The organism is Legionella sp. 39-23, assembly GCF_001897665.1.
GTDB lineage: Bacteria > Pseudomonadota > Gammaproteobacteria > Legionellales > Legionellaceae > Legionella > Legionella steelei.
This window is the reverse complement of sequence record NZ_MKTO01000031.1, coordinates 20,109-41,711: the sequence shown is the minus strand read 5'-3', so window position 1 is coordinate 41,711 and position 21,603 is coordinate 20,109. Positions and strand designations below refer to the sequence as shown.

Below are 21,603 nucleotides of genomic sequence, written 5' to 3'. Positions count from 1 at the left end.
CATAGGTTTTAATAAAGAATAAATGATATCGCTGGTGAGAAGGGCCTGTATTGCGACTTCGTCTCAATACAGGCTTGCTATATCTCTAACTCAAAGCCTGTATTTCTACCATAGAAGTACTTGTAATTCCCAAACGACTTGCCGCTGCATAAGAAAGATCTATAATTCGCGAGCTATAAAAGGGACCGCGATCATTAATACGAACTACTACTGTTCGTCCATTTTTTACATTCTTAACTCGTAGTCGAGTATTCAATGGAAGCGTAGGATGTGCCGCTGTCATCGCATGCATATTGTATCGCTCTCCGTTAGCTGTCTTACGATTATGGAAGCGGTGACCATAAAAAGAAGCTAGTCCTCGTGCTTTATATCCTTTTGCAGATTTAAGAGGCGTATATACTTTTCCCTTAACTTTATAAGAGGCCACATCAGGCTTTGTTTTCATACAAGCGCTTAAACTAAATAATAAAATTGTAATGATAAAATATTGTATGGTTTTAATGGTTAATCTCATATTTATTCCTTAAATACCAAATGAGCATGCAACATAGCATATTGATTAAAGTCTGGCGACGTTACTTCCAAATTAAAGTTTAGATCTTAGCTGGATGCACGCATTAGTGTGAAAAAATAGCTGGCGCCGGGCGAATAATCTTTGCGCTATCATACCATATCTAGGTTTTTTTATGTTGAAGAGAGATGATTATACCCAATGTATGTATAAAGGATGGGGGAGCTTGTAATAGAGGCGTGCTAATTAATGAATTTTTCTAGAGTTTCGAGTCAGTAATGATGATTGGTATCAATATGCATATTTTTTAATTGAGTACTCTCCACACCTTATTAACTTATGAAATAACCTGTGAGGAAACATTTGATCAATATTTTTCGTTCTAATGAATCAAAAGAAGTATATCACTGAGTTCACTGTTTATTTGATTGAAAATCTTGAAAATGGGGGATGAGCTTAATAAAAGTTTTTCGCTAATTAAATAGAGTGGTGATTTCTTATCTCGTTATTAAAATAGTGCAACCTATTAAAGCCATGTCAAGATATTAATCACCACAAATACTTATGGATTAGGTATAGCAAGCGCTACACCAAAATACGCTACTGAGAACCATATTTATACAGTGAATAAACTGACTTATAAGGCCCCTCTTAATTACCTGTTCCATGTATTATAATGTTTATAATCCCAGCATCTACCGTTATTACAATGCTTATGTACAACAACATGTTTACAGTGATTTCCGTAACAATTAGTAACATTTCTGTTCCAATTCCACGCCGCATAACTATTAGCCATAAATCCTGTAGCAATTAAAATGATTAAAGATTTTATAAAATTTGTTAACATTATGACTTTCCTTTGCATAGTTAATTTTATTTTAGTATAGACAATTACTGATCTTTTTGATCAATAATTGGCCTGTGTATTTGCATGAATATCGGATTTATTAGAAAAATTAGTATTAAGGTGTTACAAAGAAGGTAAAAAAAGCATTAGTACGTGCAGATATTAATGATTTTCGCTGGCATGTGCAAAATGGTACACCTTTATATGAGCTCTAATATACTCGTAATTGCTTATGCATCAGCGTATATAGTTTTATAATTAACACGATACTCAATTAATGACCTTTTTTGTATCAACATCTGCGCGTGTTGCAGCACAGGCTGAGTCCAGTCACCGAGTTGCGGGCCCTACATCCTAAGCCATAATACAAACCTTCGGGGACCTTCTCGTCAAATGCATTAACCTAATTTTGCAGCTATGGGGTCAGGCATTGAATCGTGAATTATTGATTAACAATTCACGATTCAATGCCTGACCATAGTGCGAGTCCCTATATAAAAGTAGGGTTGTTTGAGAGCAGCAAAGACCCAGAATTGACTGCTTGGCAATTGTTATAAGTACTATATGCAAATAATCCCAATCCTGTAAGGGCTGCGGCGATGCCAATTCTTGGTGATACTAGGCCACCTAATGTTGCAATTTTTAATGTTGTATTTTGTAGTAATATATCTTTGTCATCGATATCTTGCTGCCGTGGCACCTCTTTAAAAATCCATTTATGTTTGAGTGTAGATTGCACGGTATCAATTTCTTGATTGGGTTTAAATAAAATAGGTATTGATGATGTTTGGCCAGTGTATATCTGTTGATTTATTAAATAACGTTTTAAGGAAGGCATGTAACTTGCCAGGGCAAGTAGTTTTGACTGATGATTTATAATCAGTTGTCTCGGATTATAAGCTCGTTTTAAGAGGCCGATGATGATTTTTTCAACGGGTCGTTTCTCTGAAAGTTCAAAACTTAGAGCTGCATTGATCATTTTTCTTTTTATTGGAATTTCTTGAATTTCGGATAAAAGAGCAAAGATCGCAAAACGGTGGGGAAGATAAGCCTTTCTGTTATTCATGAGTTTGTTACAAAAAGTGGTGATCAAAGATTTTTTTTGAGTTTTGTAAATCACGCCCAAAGGAGATAGGCCCTTTTTATTTTTTATTGTGAGCTTTGCTCCGCGTACTAAGAATTTTATTAAGGTATTTTCATCTTTCACGGTTTCAATTGCTAAATGCAACGGTGTATCGCCTGCCGCATTTTGCTGATTGATTGTGGTCCTGTCAAAATGGCGCAGCAGAGTATCGACACGTTTTTTTCGATGATTACCTCTTTGTTTTGAGTTTTTTATTTCCAATAACAGCACCTCATGCAGCAGCGTGTTTCCATTTTTATCGGAGAGATGAGCAATAGGAGTCGCTATTTTTTTTCTTGCTATATCAAAAAGTTGAGTGTAGAGAATCTCTGCTCTTTTCTTAGAATAATAATAGGCATGACTTGTTTTGCCAAAAACGTTCATAATAAGTTCAGATTTTTCTTCACAAACTCCATCGACTCTCTTACTATTCCAATTCGCAGAAACAGCTGAAGCGACTAATCTTTCTTGCCGTATGTCAATCCAATTAGACGTGATGATGTGGCTGATGTGCAAAGGCGGCTTCGCAACATTCTCCAGTAGGATTCGAGCGTTTTTCATCCCCACTCCATTCGCATGGTCCAGGCAAACATCAATGGCATGAAGGATAGGTGGTATTTTACGCCCTCGTACAATTATTGCGCTTTTGTACTGATCAGGATCGTGACAGCGTACTTTTGTATCGGCAAGCACTACATCTGGAGAGTATTCTGAGCTCGAATAATCATCGGGTTTAAACGCATAGCAATTTCTTGTCGTATTGTCTTTAGAATAGAGAGGATCCTGAGAAGAAAAAGTCTCTTTGCTAAAATGATGTATAATTGGCTCTAAATTTTTCCCATTAGGGGATTGAATGTGTAACACCGCATTTCTTAAACTATTATCTGGCCACAAAACTGCCATGCTGCTAGCGACAAGCACAATATTAGGAGGCAGATTCTTCATGCTTTTAGCAAGTTCATTAATCAGCATTTTGTATTCTTTTAGGGAAAGAGGAGTATTTTTGGTATAAAAGCTGAATTCGTCGGTGATCACCTGGGTAAGGTTCCGCCCATTGTAGGCTTTTAATGCACATTGACCCATAACTTCAATTTGTTTAAGTATTCTAGTTACTCTATCCTTGTCTACACTATTATCGTTGCAAATAACTGTATGCGATTTCTTTTTTAAGTTTTTAGAGTTTCGATATTCACCGTTTTTCCCTTTATTTTCCCCGATCACCAAAATGTTATTAATGAAGAAACCCAATTTATCCATAATATTAGAAAGATATGTGGTTATTTATATTTAGCAATAACATAAAAATCGTCAGAGCACACTGATCTCATTGTTTTTATAGATATTTAATGAGGTATGCTTCTAAGCTCACTTAAGTAAGAGGGTTGAATTATTCTTTAGAGCGAGAGTACTTGGTAAAAAACCAAGTAGGCTACCCTTAAAAAAGCGAAAATTAGTACTATATAAGCATCATAAGATGCAAATAATGAGCATTTTTAGGGTGCTTTAAGATTCGTTTTGGTCACAATTTCTCTAAAAACCAAGCGCTCTTACATTAATGTGGTCATCTTAACTTATTGATTTAAAATGAAAGATTGGCGCGATCTGAGGGACTCGAACCCCAGACACCTTGGTTTTCGCTCATAATTTTTTTGTAGTTCAAGATTGCTCTACTGTTGTGTATTTTGGAGCATTTGGAGCAATATTTCCTTGTCAAGTTTTTCATGATTAGAAATGTAGACTTGTTTTTTATTATGTCTCTTTTCAAATAAAAGGTTGATTAAGCAGTTCTGAGTTTACCCGGATAGGTTTGAAAATCAGGAGCTTGCAACAATCTCTCGTTGGGTACTCTACGCCTTTGTTGGCAAAAAAAATACTTATTCAGTTCTACTATTGTATTTTAGTGTCTATGCGCGTACTATTTTTTGAGATAGCCGCATTCAATTCAATTTGCGATAATTCAATACTTATAAAATAAATGAGAAATTTAAAATGTCAGATAAATTACGTGGAAAAGTAAAATGGTTTAATGAGGGCAAAGGTTTTGGTTTCATTGAAAGTAATGGAAAAGATTATTTTGTGCACTTTAGCGCAATTCAATCGACTGGTTTTAAAACTCTTTCAGAAGGTACCGATGTTTTGTTTAATGCAGTAAAAGGACAAAAAGGGCCTCAGGCAGAGGATGTTGAAATCATTTAATATTTTGAGAACATCTTTACCGATGTTACTTAAAGAACATTCAGGGTAACCTACTTATTTGATGCAATCGAGTCTGTATTTGCTTTGGGGCGTTTCATAAGCAAATCTTGTTGCTAGCAAGCAAGTTGTTCTATTTAATTCATTTATTACAATTAAGAATTCATAGGTGTACCCCCCTATTTTCGGTAGCATACCTTCACATTGAATAAGACTCTTGCTAAATCCAATTTTCATTTGCAGTAAAGGCGATGGTTAGCCAACGTTTAGGCGTGTCTTCTCCAATAGCCAACGCAATTTCATTACGAATTTCATCTAAGGTTTCAATGCTTGAAATTGGAAAGTTCTTGGGTACTACTATATGTATTTCAATAAATTGCGCGCGTCCTATTTTTGCAACGTAGCTTGTATAAGTTTTGAAATTACGCAGTTTGGTAAGCTCATCTAAAAACTCTCTTATTTTTTCGTCAAGATCCAAGGGTGCCATGCGAAATATGTCTCGCATGGCATCACGGACCGCGGCCATAGGCACAAAAATCAAACAGGCAGTAAGAATCGCTAAAATAAGGGGGTCAATGTAGGGAGTAAAATATCCATAGACCCCACTATGCAACAAAGCTGCGATGCCAAATGCCACTAAGAGAGAAGAGGAAATCAATGCAGACATTAACCAGCTTTGTATGTCTAATCGCAAGAATTCGGAATTAATTTTTCGGTTTTTTTTCATCAAATAAAAATACATGCCAGTTGATAAAAAAAATACCAAAAGAGCAAACGCAAATGCCCAATCAAAATTAAGCTCATGCCCACCAGACATTAAACTGCCAATTGCATTTATCATTGCATAGGTACAAAGAAGTATGAGGATGCTACCATTCAAAACAAGTACCATAGGTTCGATATGCCAGTAACCATATTGAAATTTCCGATTCCCCTTTCTTGTTAAAAGACGGGCAACAAACAATGCCAGGATTGACATAATGGTATCAACTATATTAAACATACCGTCAAAGACGATAGCCAAGGAACCCGATAGTAGCCCAAATAAAATACCTACAACAGCTAAGAGAAAGGTAATAGCTATTGATATTTTAAGCGCTCGTCGTTCATGAAGATCCTCTTGTATTTTCATTTGAGTGATATCCTGAGATTAAATAATGTTTATCTGCTGTATATTATTGCTTCAATAGCTCCTAATATATGCATACAGCTTGTATTATTATGCCTTTCACATAATAACTTCTTCTTTTTTCCATTTGTTACGGTTAATTGTCGCAGTGTTTAGAAAAATCAATTTATTTTGCGCACATTAACTTTGCGTCCTTTTAATTTTCCACTTTGTAAATATTGGTACGTTCATCTGCTTGGCTGTGGTGGATGGTAACATATGAGTAAATGGCGGTAATGTTAATTTTGCCAATTGTGTTGCCTGCTAATCCTGCATCTTTGGTTAATGCCTCAAGTATGTCACCGGACATCGTGTTTTTGCCACAGAATTTTTTTTTCAATAATTCTCTTTTCTCGTTCAATAATACTGCAGTTCATTCTTTGTGAATAAAATGGTTTGATATATAGAGGTAAAATGCATAGGATAGTCTGTCTGCTGAGCAGAAGCTTTAATATATTAAAAACCAATATAAATTATCGATGACGTCCGCGTGAGGTGTATTTCTCTTGGGCCATAGTTACTTTTAATGGACGTCCTTCCAGCATTTTCCCATTCATATCTAAAGAGGATTGAGCTTCTTGTTGGGAGCTAAAAGTTATAAAGCCAAAACCTTTGATGTGGCCAGTAAAGCGATCTTTGATTAAAAGAAGCTCGTCTATTTTACCATATTTTGAAAATTCCTCTTGTAATGATTCTTCAGTGACTCCAAAGGGTAAGTTACCTACATAAATTTTATTTTGCTTCACTGTCGTTTTCTCCAAGTAACCACTACAACTACAAAGAGATATAGTGGTTAATCATATTAACTACTTAAATTAAAGAGCTATTATATTTTGTGCTTGAAGACCTTTTGCTCCTTGCGTCACAATGAATTGTACTCGCTGACCTTCTGTGAGGGTTTTGAAGCCAGAACTTAAAATTTCTTTAAAGTGAGCAAATACATCCGGCCCGGAATCTTGCTCAATAAAACCAAACCCTTTTGATTCGTTAAACCATTTAACGACTCCGTTTACTGTTTTAGACATAAGTAATCCTTATATTTATTATAATGCCTGCATAGGCGAATTTAGCCGGAAACCGGTCAGGAATTAAAAACTACAGAACGAGGGATTAAATGAATAAAACGACGATTTGGAGAGTATAAAATAGACATTTTCTAGCTGAGACTAGGTTACTACTCTTTAAGGTTAAAAGTCAATCTTATTTGTAGCATGTCAGTAGTTTAAAACTCTGAACCCACCTGTGTATGCTATAATAATAAGGGATTGTATAAGCATTTTATTTTCTTTTTTTCTTTACTTAATCATATTATACCTTTCTTCTTTCGTACTTATCGTGCGCATATACACTTTCATATCGAGAAAAAAATGTTTACCTATACCGCAAAAATATATTTCGATGACATCGAAATTAAACGATCCTCTGGGAATAATTTAAACTCTCTTTTTATTTGGATGCTAAGCCAGCAAGATGGGGAATTTGGTAATTACAATGGTCAAATTACTAATAACAAAACACATCTGATTGAAAAAGAATTTCGAACCAGTTCCTATTAATGTGCAGCTCCTTTCATTTTTGTTCAGCTATGTTTTTGTTTGTAGATGACGCGTTCTTACATGAGTGAATTATTTAAGTATTAACTCTTTAACGGTAAAGGAATTATTCATCAACATATATGGGGAATTTTTGAGCGTTTTCTTTTACTGTGTTTATAAAAAATTGACGACCTTGTTTATCAGAGAAACTATTAATGCTAATTAATTTTTGGGTACATGATGTACAGAGGTGATAGCAAAGGAATTTTCCATTCTTAGCTCGAGATTTACCTGTTAAGGAAAAATCATTTTTAATTTCTAAACAATAATGACACGTTTGGTAGCTCATAGATATCCTATATAAATAGCTAATTGCTCCTAATGACTATGAGGTAATGAAAAGAAAATGCAGGATAAAAATGAATTTCCCTAGATAGGCAATAAGAAGATAATAGGGCATATAATTAAAAAATAACAGCGGATGATTATAACATTTAATTGGCTAATAAACTATATCATGAATATCAATAGGGACTATGCAGTGTTTCGTCACCGTAAATTGGCGTGAGACGGAGAGCTGACCAAAATGTTTTTTCTAATGCCTTTGCCCTTTATAAAAAGGAGGAAGAAGTGGGCTCGAAGTTATAATTGAGAAATTGAATGAGCCAGCAAATAAGCAACTAATAATTTGCAAGCGCTTTGTTGCATCTAGAACTGATTCATTTTTATTTGGTGTAACAAAAATACCTTCAGGGTAATAGCATTTGGCAAGACCTTCAATTTGATATTCACCCTCAGCCAATACTTTTAAGAAGAATCATCTAGTAATTGATTGGCATATTGGGGTTTGTCAATATAATAAGGTTTTGTGGGAGCTTCAAATGCTAGTTTGAATTTGGATTTTGTTGAGTTAAGTAGTATGTTAAAAATAATTTGATTAATGCATTAAAACTTGAATAAAATGACCTGAAGGAATATGAACGGCTAAGTGAGTATGGATACCAATCTTCAAAGCCTGGCAACGCTACCTAAAGAACAAGTACTGTCAAAGCTTGAAACCTCTGAAAAGGGGCTTTCTATCGATGAAGTTAAACAGAGACAAAAAGTTTTTGGAAAAAATACAATTATTGCTAAAAAGCGTCGGGGTGTTTTTTTTGAAGCCATATCCCATGCTGCCAATCCATTAGTTGCGATACTCATTATTGCAGCATTAATATCGGGTCTTACTGGAAATTTAGTCAGTGCCATCATTATAAATACTATTATTTTCATCAGCATAGTTTTAGATTATTTTCAAAGTCACAAAGCCCTAGTCGCGGTTAAAAAGTTACAAGAGCAAATAGCTGCAACAGCTACCGTGTTACGAAATAATAACTGGATTGAAGTTCTATGCGATGACCTAGTACCTGGTGATATTATTCGACTATCAGCTGGAGACATGATTCCGGCTGATTGTATATTACTAACCAGTAAAGATGTCCATGTACAGCAATCTGCTCTTACAGGTGAATCCTTACCAGTAGAGAAAGAAGCAGTAGTCATTAAACAAGTTTCCAATAACATGCCGGAAGCCATTAATTGTGTCTTTTCAGGCTCATCCATTATTAGTGGCAAAGCAACTGCAGTAGTAGTTGCTACTGGACACGATACCTTGTTCGGCAATATAGCAGAAAGTCTGTCAAAAGCACCATCGCGCACGGAATTTGAGAAAGGCATAATCCGTTTCGGCACTTTCATTATGAAAGTGATTTTTTTACTGGTCATATTTGTCCTTGCTTTTAATATCTATCTACATCGTCCTTTATTGGAATCCATTTTATTCGCTATTGCTTTAGCTGTTGGACTTACTCCTGAATTATTGCCAATGATCACTACGGTTACGTTGGCAGCAGGTGCGGTCCATATGGCTAAAAAAAATGTTATCGTCAAAAATTTATCTGCAATTCAAAATTTTGGCAGTATTGATATTCTATGCAGTGACAAGACTGGAACCTTAACTAGCGGTGAAATGACACTGGATAAGGTAATTGATTCTGTTGGCAATAATTCAGAATATGTCATGCTGTTTGGTTATCTGACAAGCTTATTTGGAACAGAAATTTCCAATCCCTTCAATTCAGCCGTTTTAAAAAAGGCTAACCTTAACCCATTAGATATAGCGATTCTTAAACACAATCATCCAGATGTACAATCTTATAACAAAATAGATGAAATCCCATTTGATTTTGTTCGTCGTCGCTCAAGTGTTGTTGTGGATAAAAGTGGAGAGCATGTTCTCATAGCAAAAGGAGCCCCAGAACACATCTTTAAAATCTGTACCCATTTTGATGATAATGGTGACAGCAAACTAATTGATGATCCGGGTCGTAATACTATTAATAGCATCTTTGAATCTTTAAGCGGGCAGGGATATCGAGTCTTAGCAGTTGCCTACCGCAAAATCATCCCGCAACCAAGTTATAAGGTTTGTGATGAAAAGGATATGGTATTGTTAGGATTTTTAGCCTTCAATGATCCTCCCTTAGCCGATGCCAGCGAACTTATTAAAAAATTAAAATTTGAAGGCGTCTCCGTCAAAATTTTAACCGGAGACAATGACCTGGTTGCGCGACATGTTTGTGAACAAGTGGGATTGGATGCTAGTAATATTATTATTGGGGATAATTTAGAGCACATCGATGATCAAGCTTTAGCTCAAATAGCAGAGCGCACAAGCGTTTTTGCACGCGTAGCTCCAGCCCAAAAGTTGCGCATAATTACTGCTTTGAGGACGCGCGGACATGTAGTTGGTTATATTGGGGATGGCATTAATGATGCCCCCTCATTACATAGTGCAGATGTTGGTATTTCCGTGGCAAATGCAGTGGATATTGCGCGTGAAGCCGCGGATATTATTTTATTAAAACGCCATTTGCAAGTATTGCTAAATGGCATACTTGAAGGACGTAAGTCCTTTGGTAATGTTATGAAATACCTTATGATGGGAACCAGCTCTAATTTTGGTAATATGCTAAGTATGACTGGGGCTGTTTTGTTCATCCCTTTTTTACCCATGTTACCTACCCAAATATTATTAAATAATCTCCTGTATGATATATCTCAAGTCTCAATTCCAACTGATAATGTGGATAGTAGTTTTATTCGAAAACCAAGACATTGGGATATTGATATTATTCGAAAGTTTATGATTTATATTGGTCCGATAAGTTCTATTTTTGATTTTTTAACCTTCTATGTCATGTTACGTGTTTTTGCTGCGACTGAACCTCTTTTTCAGACTGGATGGTTTGTAGAGTCTTTAGCAACGCAAACTCTGGTCATTTTTGTTATAAGGACTGCCAAAAACCCTTGGAAGAGTAAGCCAAGTTTGCCACTCATGTTTACAGTATTTACCATAGTAGCTATTGGCATATTATTGCCTTTTAGTCCTTTAGCTAAGTTTTGGAGTTTTGTTCCACTACCTCCAGCCTATTTTGTATTCCTTACTGCGGCAACAATAGCCTATTTATTTTTAGTTGAAATACTTAAAAATAAATTAATGTGGCATTGGTTAAAAAAATAAGGTGGTGCTGTAGCAATTTAGACATATCACATTACACTCCAAGATAGACATTAATTGACTTTATATAAGATAACGCGATGCTCAACTTCTCACGGAACCATACGGGTCCGGGCTCTTGGGCGAGCCAGAGCCCGGTTTTTAAACTATTCCAAGGCACAAATTGCAAGGTAAGCGCTTAAATACCCCCATTCTTCTCAGGAATTATCAGGTTAGGAATACGTTATAGCCTCTAGATAATTAATTATTGTCTCATTCAAGTTCACCATTAAGCAGTGAGCGTCAATTTGAGTGAGACTGCATCATGGTAGCCTTCATTAATGCCCGTGATAATATTCTGGGAGGTCAGGATATCAATCGGTTCCTTTCTATAAAAAGCATGAGCATAACCGCAATCAACAGTGAGATAATTCATCAATTGATATCCTATGGAAAAACCAGTAATCAAACTATCGCCTGGGCCTATTTGAAATCTCCCATTCGAGGGCGACTGATTATATGTTCCCGCTACTCGGAAAACCCACTTTGGTGAAACTTGATAAATTGTCCCGAGGGTTAGAAGCCAACTGTTGTGAAAGTGATAATTAATGAGCGCGCGGGGGACAATAAAGACCTGCGAGCTGGCCTTCGTGGCAAAATTATGCACAGAGACCTCTTTAAAGATATTCCATTGAAGGTATTGAACAGTTCCTAAAAAGCCTAATTTTTCATTGACAAAATGGCTTAGTGTCATGACACTTCTTGCTGGTGTCCAGTATTTAAAATGATAATCATTCGAAGAAATACTCTGCGAACCAGTTATCGTACTACTACCCTGTAAATTATAAGTTACTGCACTGCGGTAATTAACCCCCAAAGCTGTTCTTTTACCTGGTTTAATCAGTATCCCGAAATCACCGCCCAAACTGTTTGCTTTACTGTCATTTAAGCTATTGCTTTCAGGAATATTCAAACGGGGAATACCGGCAGCAATAGGCTCCTGAATGAGATGTGCATAGGTAAAATTAAGGTTTCCTCCTATGGAAAGAAATTGATTGATTTTAATGCCAAGCGCGGGAATAAAATCAATATTATTCGTTTGATTGCGTGCAAGGAAATAGCGAAGAATGGGTTGGTTATCCAACTCGCGATTAAAATCGTTTGCAACGACAGCAAAACCCGCCACGAATTTTTCATTTATAGGGATGCTAAGATACATGGAAGGCAAGAAAAAATTGGATTTAGTGGTGGTTGAGCCTGACTCGGTACCCTCAAAAGGTATTTTTTGTGTACTTCCGCTAAATTCAAATTGCGCTCTTGCCAGGGTGCCCAGAAGGATAAACTGTTGATGAGGTGAAATAGTTAATGCCGCAGGATTAAAGTAAACGGCTGTTGCATCCTTCACTACAGCAGTTCCAATTGTTTGCTCAATAAAAGAGGCATGTAATGTCGAGCATAATAATAAAAAAATTATGGGCACGTATTTTCTGAAATTAATTAAGTTTGCCATGAACATTGAGGCGAGAAGGATAGTATTCTTTAATTTGTACGAGTATTTTTTCGTATAGTCAAGGTTAGGTTAACGACGATAGGATCTCATTCATATTATTCAATATAACTCAACGTTAACCGGTTCTGTCGAAAATTTAATACCAAGTTCAAGGCAGCCTTATTTAGGGCGTGTTTATTGAGATAATTGTCACATATAGACTTCATGTACAAAGCAAAATTGGTAGTTCTGGCAAATATCTTAATAAAAAATCCATCTTTTTGTTTATGCATCAGTACAGCGCACCAGAAGCACTGGTGTTGTAGCAATTCGAACAACATTCTCCGCCACGCTACCCAGAAAGAGACGACTAAAGCCACGTCGACCGTGCGTGCCTATAATTAATAAATCAGCAGGCCATTCTTTTGCTGCGTCAACAATTACCTCAGCTACTCTTCCCTGAAATGGCTTTAATTCCAAGATGGATGTTTCAGGTTTGATAGATGATTGATTGGCTATCCTTTGTGCAGCATTATCTAATATCTTTTGTCCATCTTCTCTACACCCAGCAATAATTGAAAGATAGTCAAAAGAAGGTCCGCCATAATGAACAAAGCTTTCATCAACAACATGGATAATCCGCACATTAGCGCTCTGATCTTTCGTTAGTTTAATTACTTCATCCACTATAGAGTCAGATATCTTACTTCCATCAAGTGCTAGCATAATATTCTTATACATTATAATGGCTCCTTTGCTCGTATTAACCTCAGAGAGATTGTAGTGCACTAGTTCTATCTAAATGAATAATGCTGTCAAATTGATAGGGTAAATGTGTAAAAAAATAATGACTAAGACGCTCTGTTTCTGGCCGATAAATCACGCCAATCGCTCTTTGTAATCGTGGAATTTTAAGAAAATGATCCAATTCATCATTACCAATTAGATTTAAAATAAAATTTTTATAACGAACAAGATGAAATAATTCTTCATAGCTACCAGGAAGCCCTGGAACAATTTTTTTGCTTTGGGCTGGTTCATCCCAGTCTGAAGCAGCAGTAACGAAACCATCATAGGTTGAAAAACCAATCGAATAAGTATCAGTATGCTGTTCCCGTACCAGTTGCCCAATATTAACCTCACCTCTTGCTCCCATTTCTGTAGCACGGGCATCACCTAAATGTGAATTATGAGCCCAAATAACAATCTTAGCTGGCTTATTAAAACGATGTTCTAAATGGTCAGTAATGACATTAAGCGTTTCAACCATATGTTTATCGCGAATATTCCATGATGTGATATGCCCTTCAAACATGGAGCGATAATAGGCCTCCGCATTTTTAACTAAGCGCGCATTTTGTGCTGCGAAAAAATAATCATCTTCTGCACTTTTATCTTTATCATGCAGGAATTTAAAGGCATTATGTTGTAACTCATAAAGTGTTTCTAATACCTCGACGATACATGATTTTTTTATTCTGGTATTGGTTAGATAGCCATACATTTGGGGATCAACATTCAGATGGTCAAAACAGGCATAACGTTTTTTGGCCTGTTCAGCAGCATTGGGGTCAACCTTTGTTAAATAATTAATAACCGCTTGCATGGATGCATTAATGCTGTATAAATCAAGACCATAAAATCCAACTTTATTTACAGTCGTTGGCAAATCATTGTATTCACGTAACCACTTGAGAAAGGGAGGCATGGTGGTATTGCGCCACATCCAGGATGGAAACCGTTTAAAATCATCCAAAGCACTCTTATTGTCATCCACATCACTTCGACCTTGTATGTACCGATGTACACGATGAGCATCAGGCCAATCCCCCTCTATAGCTACAGCCATAAACCCCTTTTTTTGGATAAGTTGTTGGGTTATTTCGATACGAGTCTGATAAAATTCATGTGTTCCATGCGATGCCTCACCTATCATAACAAAACGGGCATCACCAATTCGTTCCATCAGTAATGAATAATCAGTTGGCTTTTCTAGGGATATTGCTGCCTCATTAATTACATCAATGAGCTTAAGCTGCGCATCGATATTCATAAAAAGTCTCCTTTCCCACTATTGAGTTCTGGAAAGAACATTAAAGTTGCTTTAAGTATCTAACAAACCAATTTTTTGCAAGTTCTGCAGCCATATCAAGAGTTCCAGGTTCTTCAAACAAGTGGGTTGCGCCTGGAACAATTTCCATTTCCTTGATGCAATTTAATTGTGACATTGCTTCTTTATTCATTTGAATCACAACATCATCATAACCTCCGACTATAAGTAAAGTAGGAGCCTGGACGCGAGCTAAAGCATCTCCAGCTAAGTCAGGTCTCCCACCTCGTGAGACTATGGCATAAACCAAATCTGGTTTAAGTGCTGCAGCAACCAAAGCTGCACCTCCACCGGTACTTGCTCCAAAATAGCCTATAGGTAAAGAACTAAGTGGCTCTTGCCCCAAACACCATTGAGTTGCATCAATTAATCGTGATGCTAAAAACTCGATATCAAAACGAAATTGACGTGTACGGCTATCAATAGCATCCTCATCTGGAGTGAATAAATCAAATAACAAAGTAGAAAGTTTGGCATTGTTTAAAATTTTTGCGACATATTGATTGCGTATGCTAAATCGACTACTGCCACTTCCATGTACAAATAGCACTAGTCCGCGTGTTTCCTCTGGAATATATAATATTCCATTGAGGATGGCATTACCGCTTGGAATGGTGATGTCGTGCGTTGCCTTTAAAGTAAAATGAGACATGATTCACCTAGATGAAGAATGTATTGAATGTGATTTTTTTAATAATTCAATCACCTCATTATCAGAGGTTTGCGGAAAATTTTCATACCATAAACCTACTGCATAAAAATCAATTGGTTTTAGTGGACAAACGATTTTATCAACTAAAGGAGCCATTTCTTCACAAGTTGAATAAGCGGCAACAGGAACGGCAATAATAATAGATGTTGGTTGATGATTACGGATTGCTTCTATTGCTGCCATCATGGTAGCGCCTGTGGCAATTCCATCATCTACTAATATGACTATTTTTCCTTTGAGATTTGGAAAGGGAGTATTACCTCGATATAACAGCTCTCGACGCTGTAATTCCTCTCGTTCTTTTTCTATTACATCCTGTAGTGATAAGTGATTGAGGTTTAATTGACTCATCAACGGCTCATTAAAAAAGACCGTACCCCCTGAAGCAATGGCTCCCATAGCAAGTTCCTCATGACCTGGAAGTCCTAATTTACGAACAATAAAGACTTCAAGTGGGGCTGATAATGCATTGGCAATCTCATAGGCTACAGGTACTCCTCCCCTTGGCAAAGCCAAAATAATAACGTCCGGTTTATTTGCAAAATCTTTAAGGTATTTTGCTAGAATAACGCCCGCTTCAAATCGATTGATGAACTTATCCATTTTTCACCTTTGATAACACGTTATTTAAATTTAAAGCAATTATAGATTATTTTAGTCCAATTTATAGCCAATGGCATTAGCTTTTAGCTTGTTACTGTTAATGCATTAAATTGATTTGATTTTTTTTAATATATTTTTTTGCCTGATTTTTTCAAAAAAATTATGTTGACTTGACAAGACGATTTTATGTAGAAAAATTTAAAGGCTGTATCAAAAAATCTATAATTCAGCTATGGAAAATATGAGCGTTCTATCTTTTTGCCATCAACGGTGAATATTGATAAAGCAAAAGCGACGTTCAAAAAAGGGATGCTTGAGGTTGTTACAAATCTGCTACACCTGGGTTTTTTGGGGTTTTCGTCTCAATCTCAACAAGAATACATTGATTTTTTTAGACAAAATTGAAAATAAGTTATTTTCTGCCAAAAGTTAGTGTGGAAATAGTTGTGCCTTTACTGAGTTAATATATAGTTGATCTATAATCCCTGTAATTAAAGAAGCCGGTCCAAGGGCGACACTAGATTTTGGGCCAACACATTCAGCATAAAAATGAACTGCATTTTTAGCAGCAATGAATCGGTCCTTTTCAACAGCACTAAAAACACTAATGATTGCCGAAAGCAAATTTCCTATTCCAGCTACTTTTTGCACGGTGTCTGAATCAAAATTAAATTGATTCATTTGGTGAGAATCAATGACCCTGTGTTTATTCCCACTAACTACCACGGCTACATTATGTTTTATTGATAATGATTTTGCGTGTTCAATAATTATATTCTGCGCAATCATGTGATTGTTATTTTGTATTACTAATTCTCCTGTCAATAAGCTAGCAATTTCATTGGGGTAGCCACGTATAATAGAAATTCGATGATTTTTTATCATATTGATAGCTGTGTCGGTTCTGTATTGGCTTGCACCTGCTCCGACAGGATCTAAAATAATAGGTAGGTTAATATCATTTGCTATTTTGCATATATGGTTGCTCAGTTTAATAAATGCATTATCTAATTTTCCTAGATTGATCACCACAGATTTACATATCCCTAGTAGTTCTTTAACTTCTTGTTCTGCATTACACATTAAAGGAAATCCACCAACACTGCGAATTCCACTAGCCACGTAACCCATAGGAAAATAATTGGTAATAGTTAAGACATAAGGTTTTTGCTCTTTAATTTTTTTTAAAATTTCAATTACTTCCGGTGTCATAAAAATTCCATTTCAAATTATTGTGCAATTAAAATGACTTTATCGCACTTTTCAAATGAGCACTACTTATTCATGGATAATTCTTACTTGCAAAATTCAACATACTAATGCACCATGTTTGCCTTATTAAATCATTAAGTTTAGTCAATGGAAGAATCAGGGAAAGGCATAGGGACAGGTTTAGTATCAACTGCCATTCATAATCCTCATCTTATTATTGTGGCTTGCTTGATTATCCTTTTGATGGGTGTTCTTGCGATTTTTAGTCTTCCAAAAGATTTGTTGCCTTCAGCCAATTTGCCCGCAATGCAAGTCATTTCATCATACCCAGGTATGCCAGTGACTGATGTGGAAGAAAATTTAACTGCCCGATTTGAACGTTATACTGCTCAGGCAATTGGTATTGAACGACAGGAATCTAAATCTTTAGTCGGGGTAAGTATCGTTAAAAATTTTTTTGAACCCACTACAGGTCTTAACTCCGCTATGGCTCAAACTACATCCTTAGTGATGTCGGTTATGAGCCAACTACCTCCAGGAACTCTGCCGCCTTTAATTCTGCCTTTTGATCCTATGGCATCTATTCCTTTGGCGCTGGTTGCGGTTCGAGGTAATAAAAGCATTGAAAAAATATATGACGTAGCCCGTTACACAGTACGTAACACGATTCAAGCAGTTCCGGGAGCAATGGCGCCCACTGTGATGGGAGGAAGATTAAGAGAGGTGGTTATCTACCTTGATCCTAAAAAACTTAATGAATACAACTTCTCGCCCTTAGCCGTTTTAGAAAAGATGGTGCAACTCAATACTTTTATTCCTTCGGGTGATGTGAAAATTGGTAATTTTGATTATCAGATTATCAGTAATGGATTGGTGCAACATATTCCTGAAATGAATAATTTTCCATTACGAGCAGAATATGGTGTTCCGGTATACCTAAAACAAATAGGAGAAGCAAAAGACTCAGGACAAATTCAAACCAATGTAGTGCTTATTGATGGCAAAGAACAAGTGTATGTTCCTGTTTATCGACAACCTGGAGGTAACTCGATTAAAGTTGTAGAAAATGTAAAAGCGGCAATTAAGAAATCGATGAAAACCCTACAGGATATCGATTTGACTTTAGTTGCTGATCAATCAATTTTTATTCGCAAAGCCATATCGAGCATTACTCAAGAGGCCTTATTAGGCGGTGGCTTAGCAGCGATTATGATTTTCCTTTTTTTAGGAAATCCTCGAGCAACTTTTGGAATTTTACTCTCGTTGCCACTGGCCTTATTGGCAGCAATGATTGGTTTGAATGCTTCCGGACAAACCATCAACGCAATGACTTTAGGTGGGCTGGCATTATCCATTGGGGTATTGGTTGATAACTCCATTGTGGTATTGGAAAATATCAGTAAAAAACTAGAAAGAGGGCGTTCACCGAAACAAGCCGCTTTGGAAGGAGCATCCGAAGTGGCAATGCCTGTTTTAGCATCAACACTGGCTACTTTGGTCGTGTTGTTCCCCGTGATTTTTTTAACAGGTATTGTAAAAATATTATTCGCAGCGCTGGCTAAATCGGTTATGTTTGCGATGATAAGTTCATTTTTGATTGCAATGACGGTAATGCCACTTTTTGCCTCACGCTTTTTACATCGCTCTGACCACACAAAATTACCTGGTTTGTTACTTTGGCCACAAAAAGGCATTCATCATTTGACTGAAGGATATGGAAAAGGATTGGCTTGGGCATTGAAATACAGAAAAACAGTATTAGCGATGGTAATTGCTTTATTCCTTGGTGGAATATCGCTCATCCCGCTTATTGGTACTGAGCTTTTTCCTCGTGCTGATGCAGGCAGTTTTATTGTGACCATGCGCATTGCCTCAGGAACTCGTATCGAAAAAACAACAGAGTTTGCCAAAGAAATTGATGGCAAATTACGGCAATGGATAAAACCAGGCGATCTGGAGATGATTATTACGAATGCTGGGGTTGAATACGGTTTCCCAGCCGCATTTACCCCAAATGTTGGCACCCAAGATGTGTTTTTTAATATCGCATTGACTGAAAATCGGCAACATACATCCCAACATTATGCCAAAATCATTCGCGAAAAAATGAAAAAGGAATATCCTGATGTGGGAATTGGTATTGAATTAGGTGGACTATTAACTTCAGCATTGAATTATGGTCAAAGAGCGCCTATTGATGTTCAAGTCGAAGGTCCTGATATCAAAGAAGAGTTCAAAATTGCAAGAGAGTTGGCACATCAAATCAAAAAAATACGGGGAGCTGTGGATGTTCGTGTTCAGGAGCGATTTGATGCTCCTATTATAAATTTAGATATCAATCGTGATAAAGCCATGGATTTAGGAATTACGACCAACGAGGTTATAAAAAATGTAGTGAGTGCGGTCACAGGCAGTGCAACCTTTGCTTCTAATGTCATTTGGGTTGATCCAAAAACGGGGATTAATTATCCTATGGGTGTGCAATTTGCAGAGCAGCAAGTATCGAGTTTTGAGCAGTTTGCTGATATTCCAATTCGTGGTCATGAACGAGAACGTGTTACTCCTTTGAAACGAATAGCTACAATTACCCAAACTAAAGGACCAATCCAGATTGATCATGTTAATTTCAAACGAGTCACGGATATTTATTTGGATGCTCAAGGACGTGATATCGGTGGGTTGTCTCGAGACGTGCAAAAAATAATCGATAAAACCCAATTGCCAGAAGGCTATTCGATTGCCATTCGTGGTGAAATTCGCGAGATGATGGATTCAGTACAATCTTTAGGAGGGGGGTTCTTACTTGCTGCAACATTGGTTTATTTAATTTTGGTGGTTCAGTTTCGTTCTTTTTCACTTCCCTTGGTCATTATGGTTACTGTGCCTTTGGGGGTTGTAGGGATTGTACTGATGTTGGTGTTAACCCATACCTATTTTAGTATTCAAGCAGCAATTGGCGCAATTTTTATGATTGGAATTGCAGTAGCGAACGGAGTTTTATTGATCGAGTTTATTTCTTACCATACGAAACTCAATGATCATTTAGAAGAAGGGATTATCAATGGTGCCAAAGAGCGGTTACGGCCAATTTTGATGACTTCACTTGCTGCAATTCTTGGTCTTATCCCTATGGCGATTGGGATAGAAAAAGGGTCTGAAGCGAATATTCCCCTTGGTCGAGCGGTCATTGGAGGGCAACTCTTTTCAGTCATGTTGACTCTCTTTGTTGTCCCTATTTTATATCGTATGTTTTTTGCCAAGGCACACAAAAAAGCGCGAGCATCTAAATGAAGCGTAAATGGAACATAATCTTTTTCTATTGTATTACAACCTCTGTTTGGGCTAATACGAACCATATTTTAACTACAGAAGAGCTGCTTCGTCTTGCTGCAAAAAACAGCCAATCAATCTCTCAAGCCCAGTTAGAAGTGCTTGTGAAACAAAAAGAGATTGATGTAGCCAAAGCACGTTATTTCCCTATTTTAAGAGCAGAAGCAATAGATAGCGCGGGTTTTCCAGGATCTTCCAATTGGCTTGGTATTGAAGGTTTAGTAGGCTCTCCATATCGCTCAGGCCCCACTGCAGGAGTCGTTACTAAACAATTAATTTATGATTTTGGCCGAACAGCAGCAGCTGTGAAAGCAGCACGCTCAGAAGTTGATGTAGCAAAACAATCCACTCGCGTAACTGCCTATGAAGTTCAATTATTCGCCTTACAAGCCTATTATCAATGTGCTACTTACAAGAAAAAACAAGAGATATGGATTAACTTAGCTAAGGAGTCAGCACTTATTACCAAAGAGGCAAAACATTTTGTAAAAACAGGCCAGCGTTCTGTAGTTGATAATTATTTGTCGGAATCCGAGACGCAAGAAGCACGCACAGAACATGCATTTTTAAGAGAGCAAATGCTTGGCAGTCTTAAAGAACTTGCAATAATTACAGGAATAGATGCATCCACCATTGCTTGTCCTGTACTCTCAGATAAGCTTATCGATTCATTGAATTCACAAAGTCGAGTCTTCGCAAGTCCTTATGTGAAAAGAGCAATTGCGGATGCTAAAGCTGCCCAGGAAAAATTAAAAAAAGAAAAAGCAACGTTCAGACCTGAGATTGTTGCGATTGCCAGTGGTGGGGGGATGGATAAAACTCATTTGGTACGCAAAGATAATTATGCTGTGGGAGTTGGGGTATCGATGCCGCTTCTTGATTTCAATATCACAAGTCGCATTAGCCAAGCTCAAGCTGAATTATTAGCAAAACAACAAGCAATTGCGGCACAAAAGCAATATATCGAAGAAATGAATGCAAAACTTGATTTAACCATCAGAGCGACAATAACTCGAATTAAGCATCTGAATATTGAATTAAACATTGCACAAGACGGTTTTAAGGTGGCTAAACAACGTTATTTTAATCTTGAAGGGGATTTGGTTGATTTACGTGAAGCATGGCGTAATTTAGCACGAGCCCAAATAATCATTGAAGATGCGCGTAATGATTTGTTACAAGCAAAAGGGGCTAAAGCCTTACTTAATGGATGGGGTTATTAGTATAGT

Annotated in this window: 16 protein-coding genes and 1 pseudogene; 5 read left to right on the top strand and 12 right to left on the bottom strand. The window is 36.9% G+C overall.

Annotated elements, in window-relative coordinates; genetic code table 11:
- Nucleotides 1–85: 85 nt before the first annotated feature.
- Together BGO44_RS11640 and BGO44_RS11635 are read right to left on the bottom strand one after the other, a co-directional pair.
- Nucleotides 86–514 carry a septal ring lytic transglycosylase RlpA family protein gene (locus BGO44_RS11640; RefSeq protein ID WP_058511007.1) on the bottom strand — a complete coding sequence of 143 codons (429 nt, stop codon included), beginning with the start codon at nucleotides 512–514 and terminating at the stop codon, nucleotides 86–88.
- A gap of 1,337 nt (nucleotides 515–1,851) precedes the next feature.
- Entirely contained in the window at nucleotides 1,852–3,456 is a 1,605-nt protein-coding gene (locus BGO44_RS11635; protein ID WP_273200471.1) for an ankyrin repeat domain-containing protein, read from the bottom strand.
- 1,017 nt (nucleotides 3,457–4,473) lie between these two features.
- Between BGO44_RS11635 and BGO44_RS11630 the strand changes: the two genes are divergently transcribed.
- Nucleotides 4,474–4,680: a cold-shock protein gene (locus BGO44_RS11630; protein ID WP_058511005.1), complete on the top strand. Its 207-nt coding sequence runs from the start codon at nucleotides 4,474–4,476 to the stop codon at nucleotides 4,678–4,680.
- Nucleotides 4,681–4,897: 217 nt separating this feature from the next.
- Here the strand turns inward: BGO44_RS11630 and BGO44_RS11625 are convergent, their stop codons facing one another.
- The 4 genes and pseudogenes from BGO44_RS11625 to BGO44_RS11610 all read right to left on the bottom strand — a co-directional run bounded on the left by BGO44_RS11625 (nucleotide 4,898) and on the right by BGO44_RS11610 (nucleotide 6,870).
- Nucleotides 4,898–5,809: a cation diffusion facilitator family transporter gene (locus BGO44_RS11625; RefSeq protein WP_058511004.1), complete on the bottom strand. Its 912-nt coding sequence runs from the start codon at nucleotides 5,807–5,809 to the stop codon at nucleotides 4,898–4,900.
- A gap of 158 nt (nucleotides 5,810–5,967) precedes the next feature.
- Nucleotides 5,968–6,149, bottom strand: a pseudogene (locus tag BGO44_RS11620) (DbpA RNA binding domain-containing protein); the annotation flags it as partial.
- 169 nt (nucleotides 6,150–6,318) lie between these two features.
- Entirely contained in the window at nucleotides 6,319–6,591 is a 273-nt protein-coding gene (locus tag BGO44_RS11615; protein WP_058511002.1) for an RNA recognition motif domain-containing protein, read from the bottom strand.
- A 69-nt stretch (nucleotides 6,592–6,660) separates the two neighbouring features.
- Nucleotides 6,661–6,870 carry a cold-shock protein gene (locus BGO44_RS11610; protein WP_058498931.1) on the bottom strand — a complete coding sequence of 70 codons (210 nt, stop codon included), beginning with the start codon at nucleotides 6,868–6,870 and terminating at the stop codon, nucleotides 6,661–6,663.
- Nucleotides 6,871–7,212: 342 nt separating this feature from the next.
- Between BGO44_RS11610 and BGO44_RS11605 the strand changes: the two genes are divergently transcribed.
- Entirely contained in the window at nucleotides 7,213–7,401 is a 189-nt protein-coding gene (locus BGO44_RS11605) for a hypothetical protein (RefSeq protein WP_058511001.1), read from the top strand.
- 973 nt (nucleotides 7,402–8,374) lie between these two features.
- Nucleotides 8,375–10,942, top strand: a complete 2,568-nt coding sequence (gene mgtA, locus BGO44_RS11600; RefSeq protein WP_058510998.1) for a magnesium-translocating P-type ATPase — start codon at nucleotides 8,375–8,377, stop codon at nucleotides 10,940–10,942.
- A 265-nt stretch (nucleotides 10,943–11,207) separates the two neighbouring features.
- On the opposite strand, the gene BGO44_RS11595 is transcribed toward mgtA, so the two are convergent.
- The 6 genes from BGO44_RS11595 to thiM all read right to left on the bottom strand — a co-directional run bounded on the left by BGO44_RS11595 (nucleotide 11,208) and on the right by thiM (nucleotide 17,044).
- Nucleotides 11,208–12,398 (bottom strand): OmpP1/FadL family transporter, encoded by a 1,191-nt coding sequence (locus BGO44_RS11595; protein ID WP_237760468.1) that lies wholly within the window; start codon nucleotides 12,396–12,398, stop codon nucleotides 11,208–11,210.
- A 294-nt stretch (nucleotides 12,399–12,692) separates the two neighbouring features.
- The gene (locus tag BGO44_RS11590; RefSeq protein WP_058510996.1) at nucleotides 12,693–13,148 is read right to left on the bottom strand and encodes a universal stress protein; all 456 of its coding nucleotides are present in this window, start codon (nucleotides 13,146–13,148) and stop codon (nucleotides 12,693–12,695) included.
- 28 nt (nucleotides 13,149–13,176) lie between these two features.
- Entirely contained in the window at nucleotides 13,177–14,460 is a 1,284-nt protein-coding gene (locus tag BGO44_RS11585) for an erythromycin esterase family protein (RefSeq protein ID WP_273200479.1), read from the bottom strand.
- Nucleotides 14,461–14,500: 40 nt separating this feature from the next.
- Nucleotides 14,501–15,169, bottom strand: coding sequence for a dienelactone hydrolase family protein (locus BGO44_RS11580; protein ID WP_273200481.1), 669 nt, complete (start codon nucleotides 15,167–15,169; stop codon nucleotides 14,501–14,503).
- 3 nt (nucleotides 15,170–15,172) lie between these two features.
- A complete protein-coding gene (locus BGO44_RS11575; RefSeq protein ID WP_058510993.1) occupies nucleotides 15,173–15,832 on the bottom strand; it encodes a phosphoribosyltransferase in 660 nt (219 codons plus the stop codon).
- Nucleotides 15,833–16,261: 429 nt separating this feature from the next.
- Nucleotides 16,262–17,044, bottom strand: coding sequence for a hydroxyethylthiazole kinase (gene thiM, locus BGO44_RS11565; RefSeq protein ID WP_058510992.1), 783 nt, complete (start codon nucleotides 17,042–17,044; stop codon nucleotides 16,262–16,264).
- 147 nt (nucleotides 17,045–17,191) lie between these two features.
- On the opposite strand from thiM, the gene BGO44_RS11560 reads away from it, so the two are divergent.
- Nucleotides 17,192–20,335, top strand: a complete 3,144-nt coding sequence (locus tag BGO44_RS11560) for an efflux RND transporter permease subunit (protein ID WP_058510991.1) — start codon at nucleotides 17,192–17,194, stop codon at nucleotides 20,333–20,335.
- Complete coding sequence (locus BGO44_RS11555) at nucleotides 20,332–21,597, top strand: TolC family protein (RefSeq protein ID WP_058510990.1); 1,266 nt, start codon at nucleotides 20,332–20,334, stop codon at nucleotides 21,595–21,597. The genes BGO44_RS11560 and BGO44_RS11555 overlap by 4 nt, the downstream gene beginning before the upstream one ends.
- Nucleotides 21,598–21,603 lie beyond the last annotated feature (6 nt).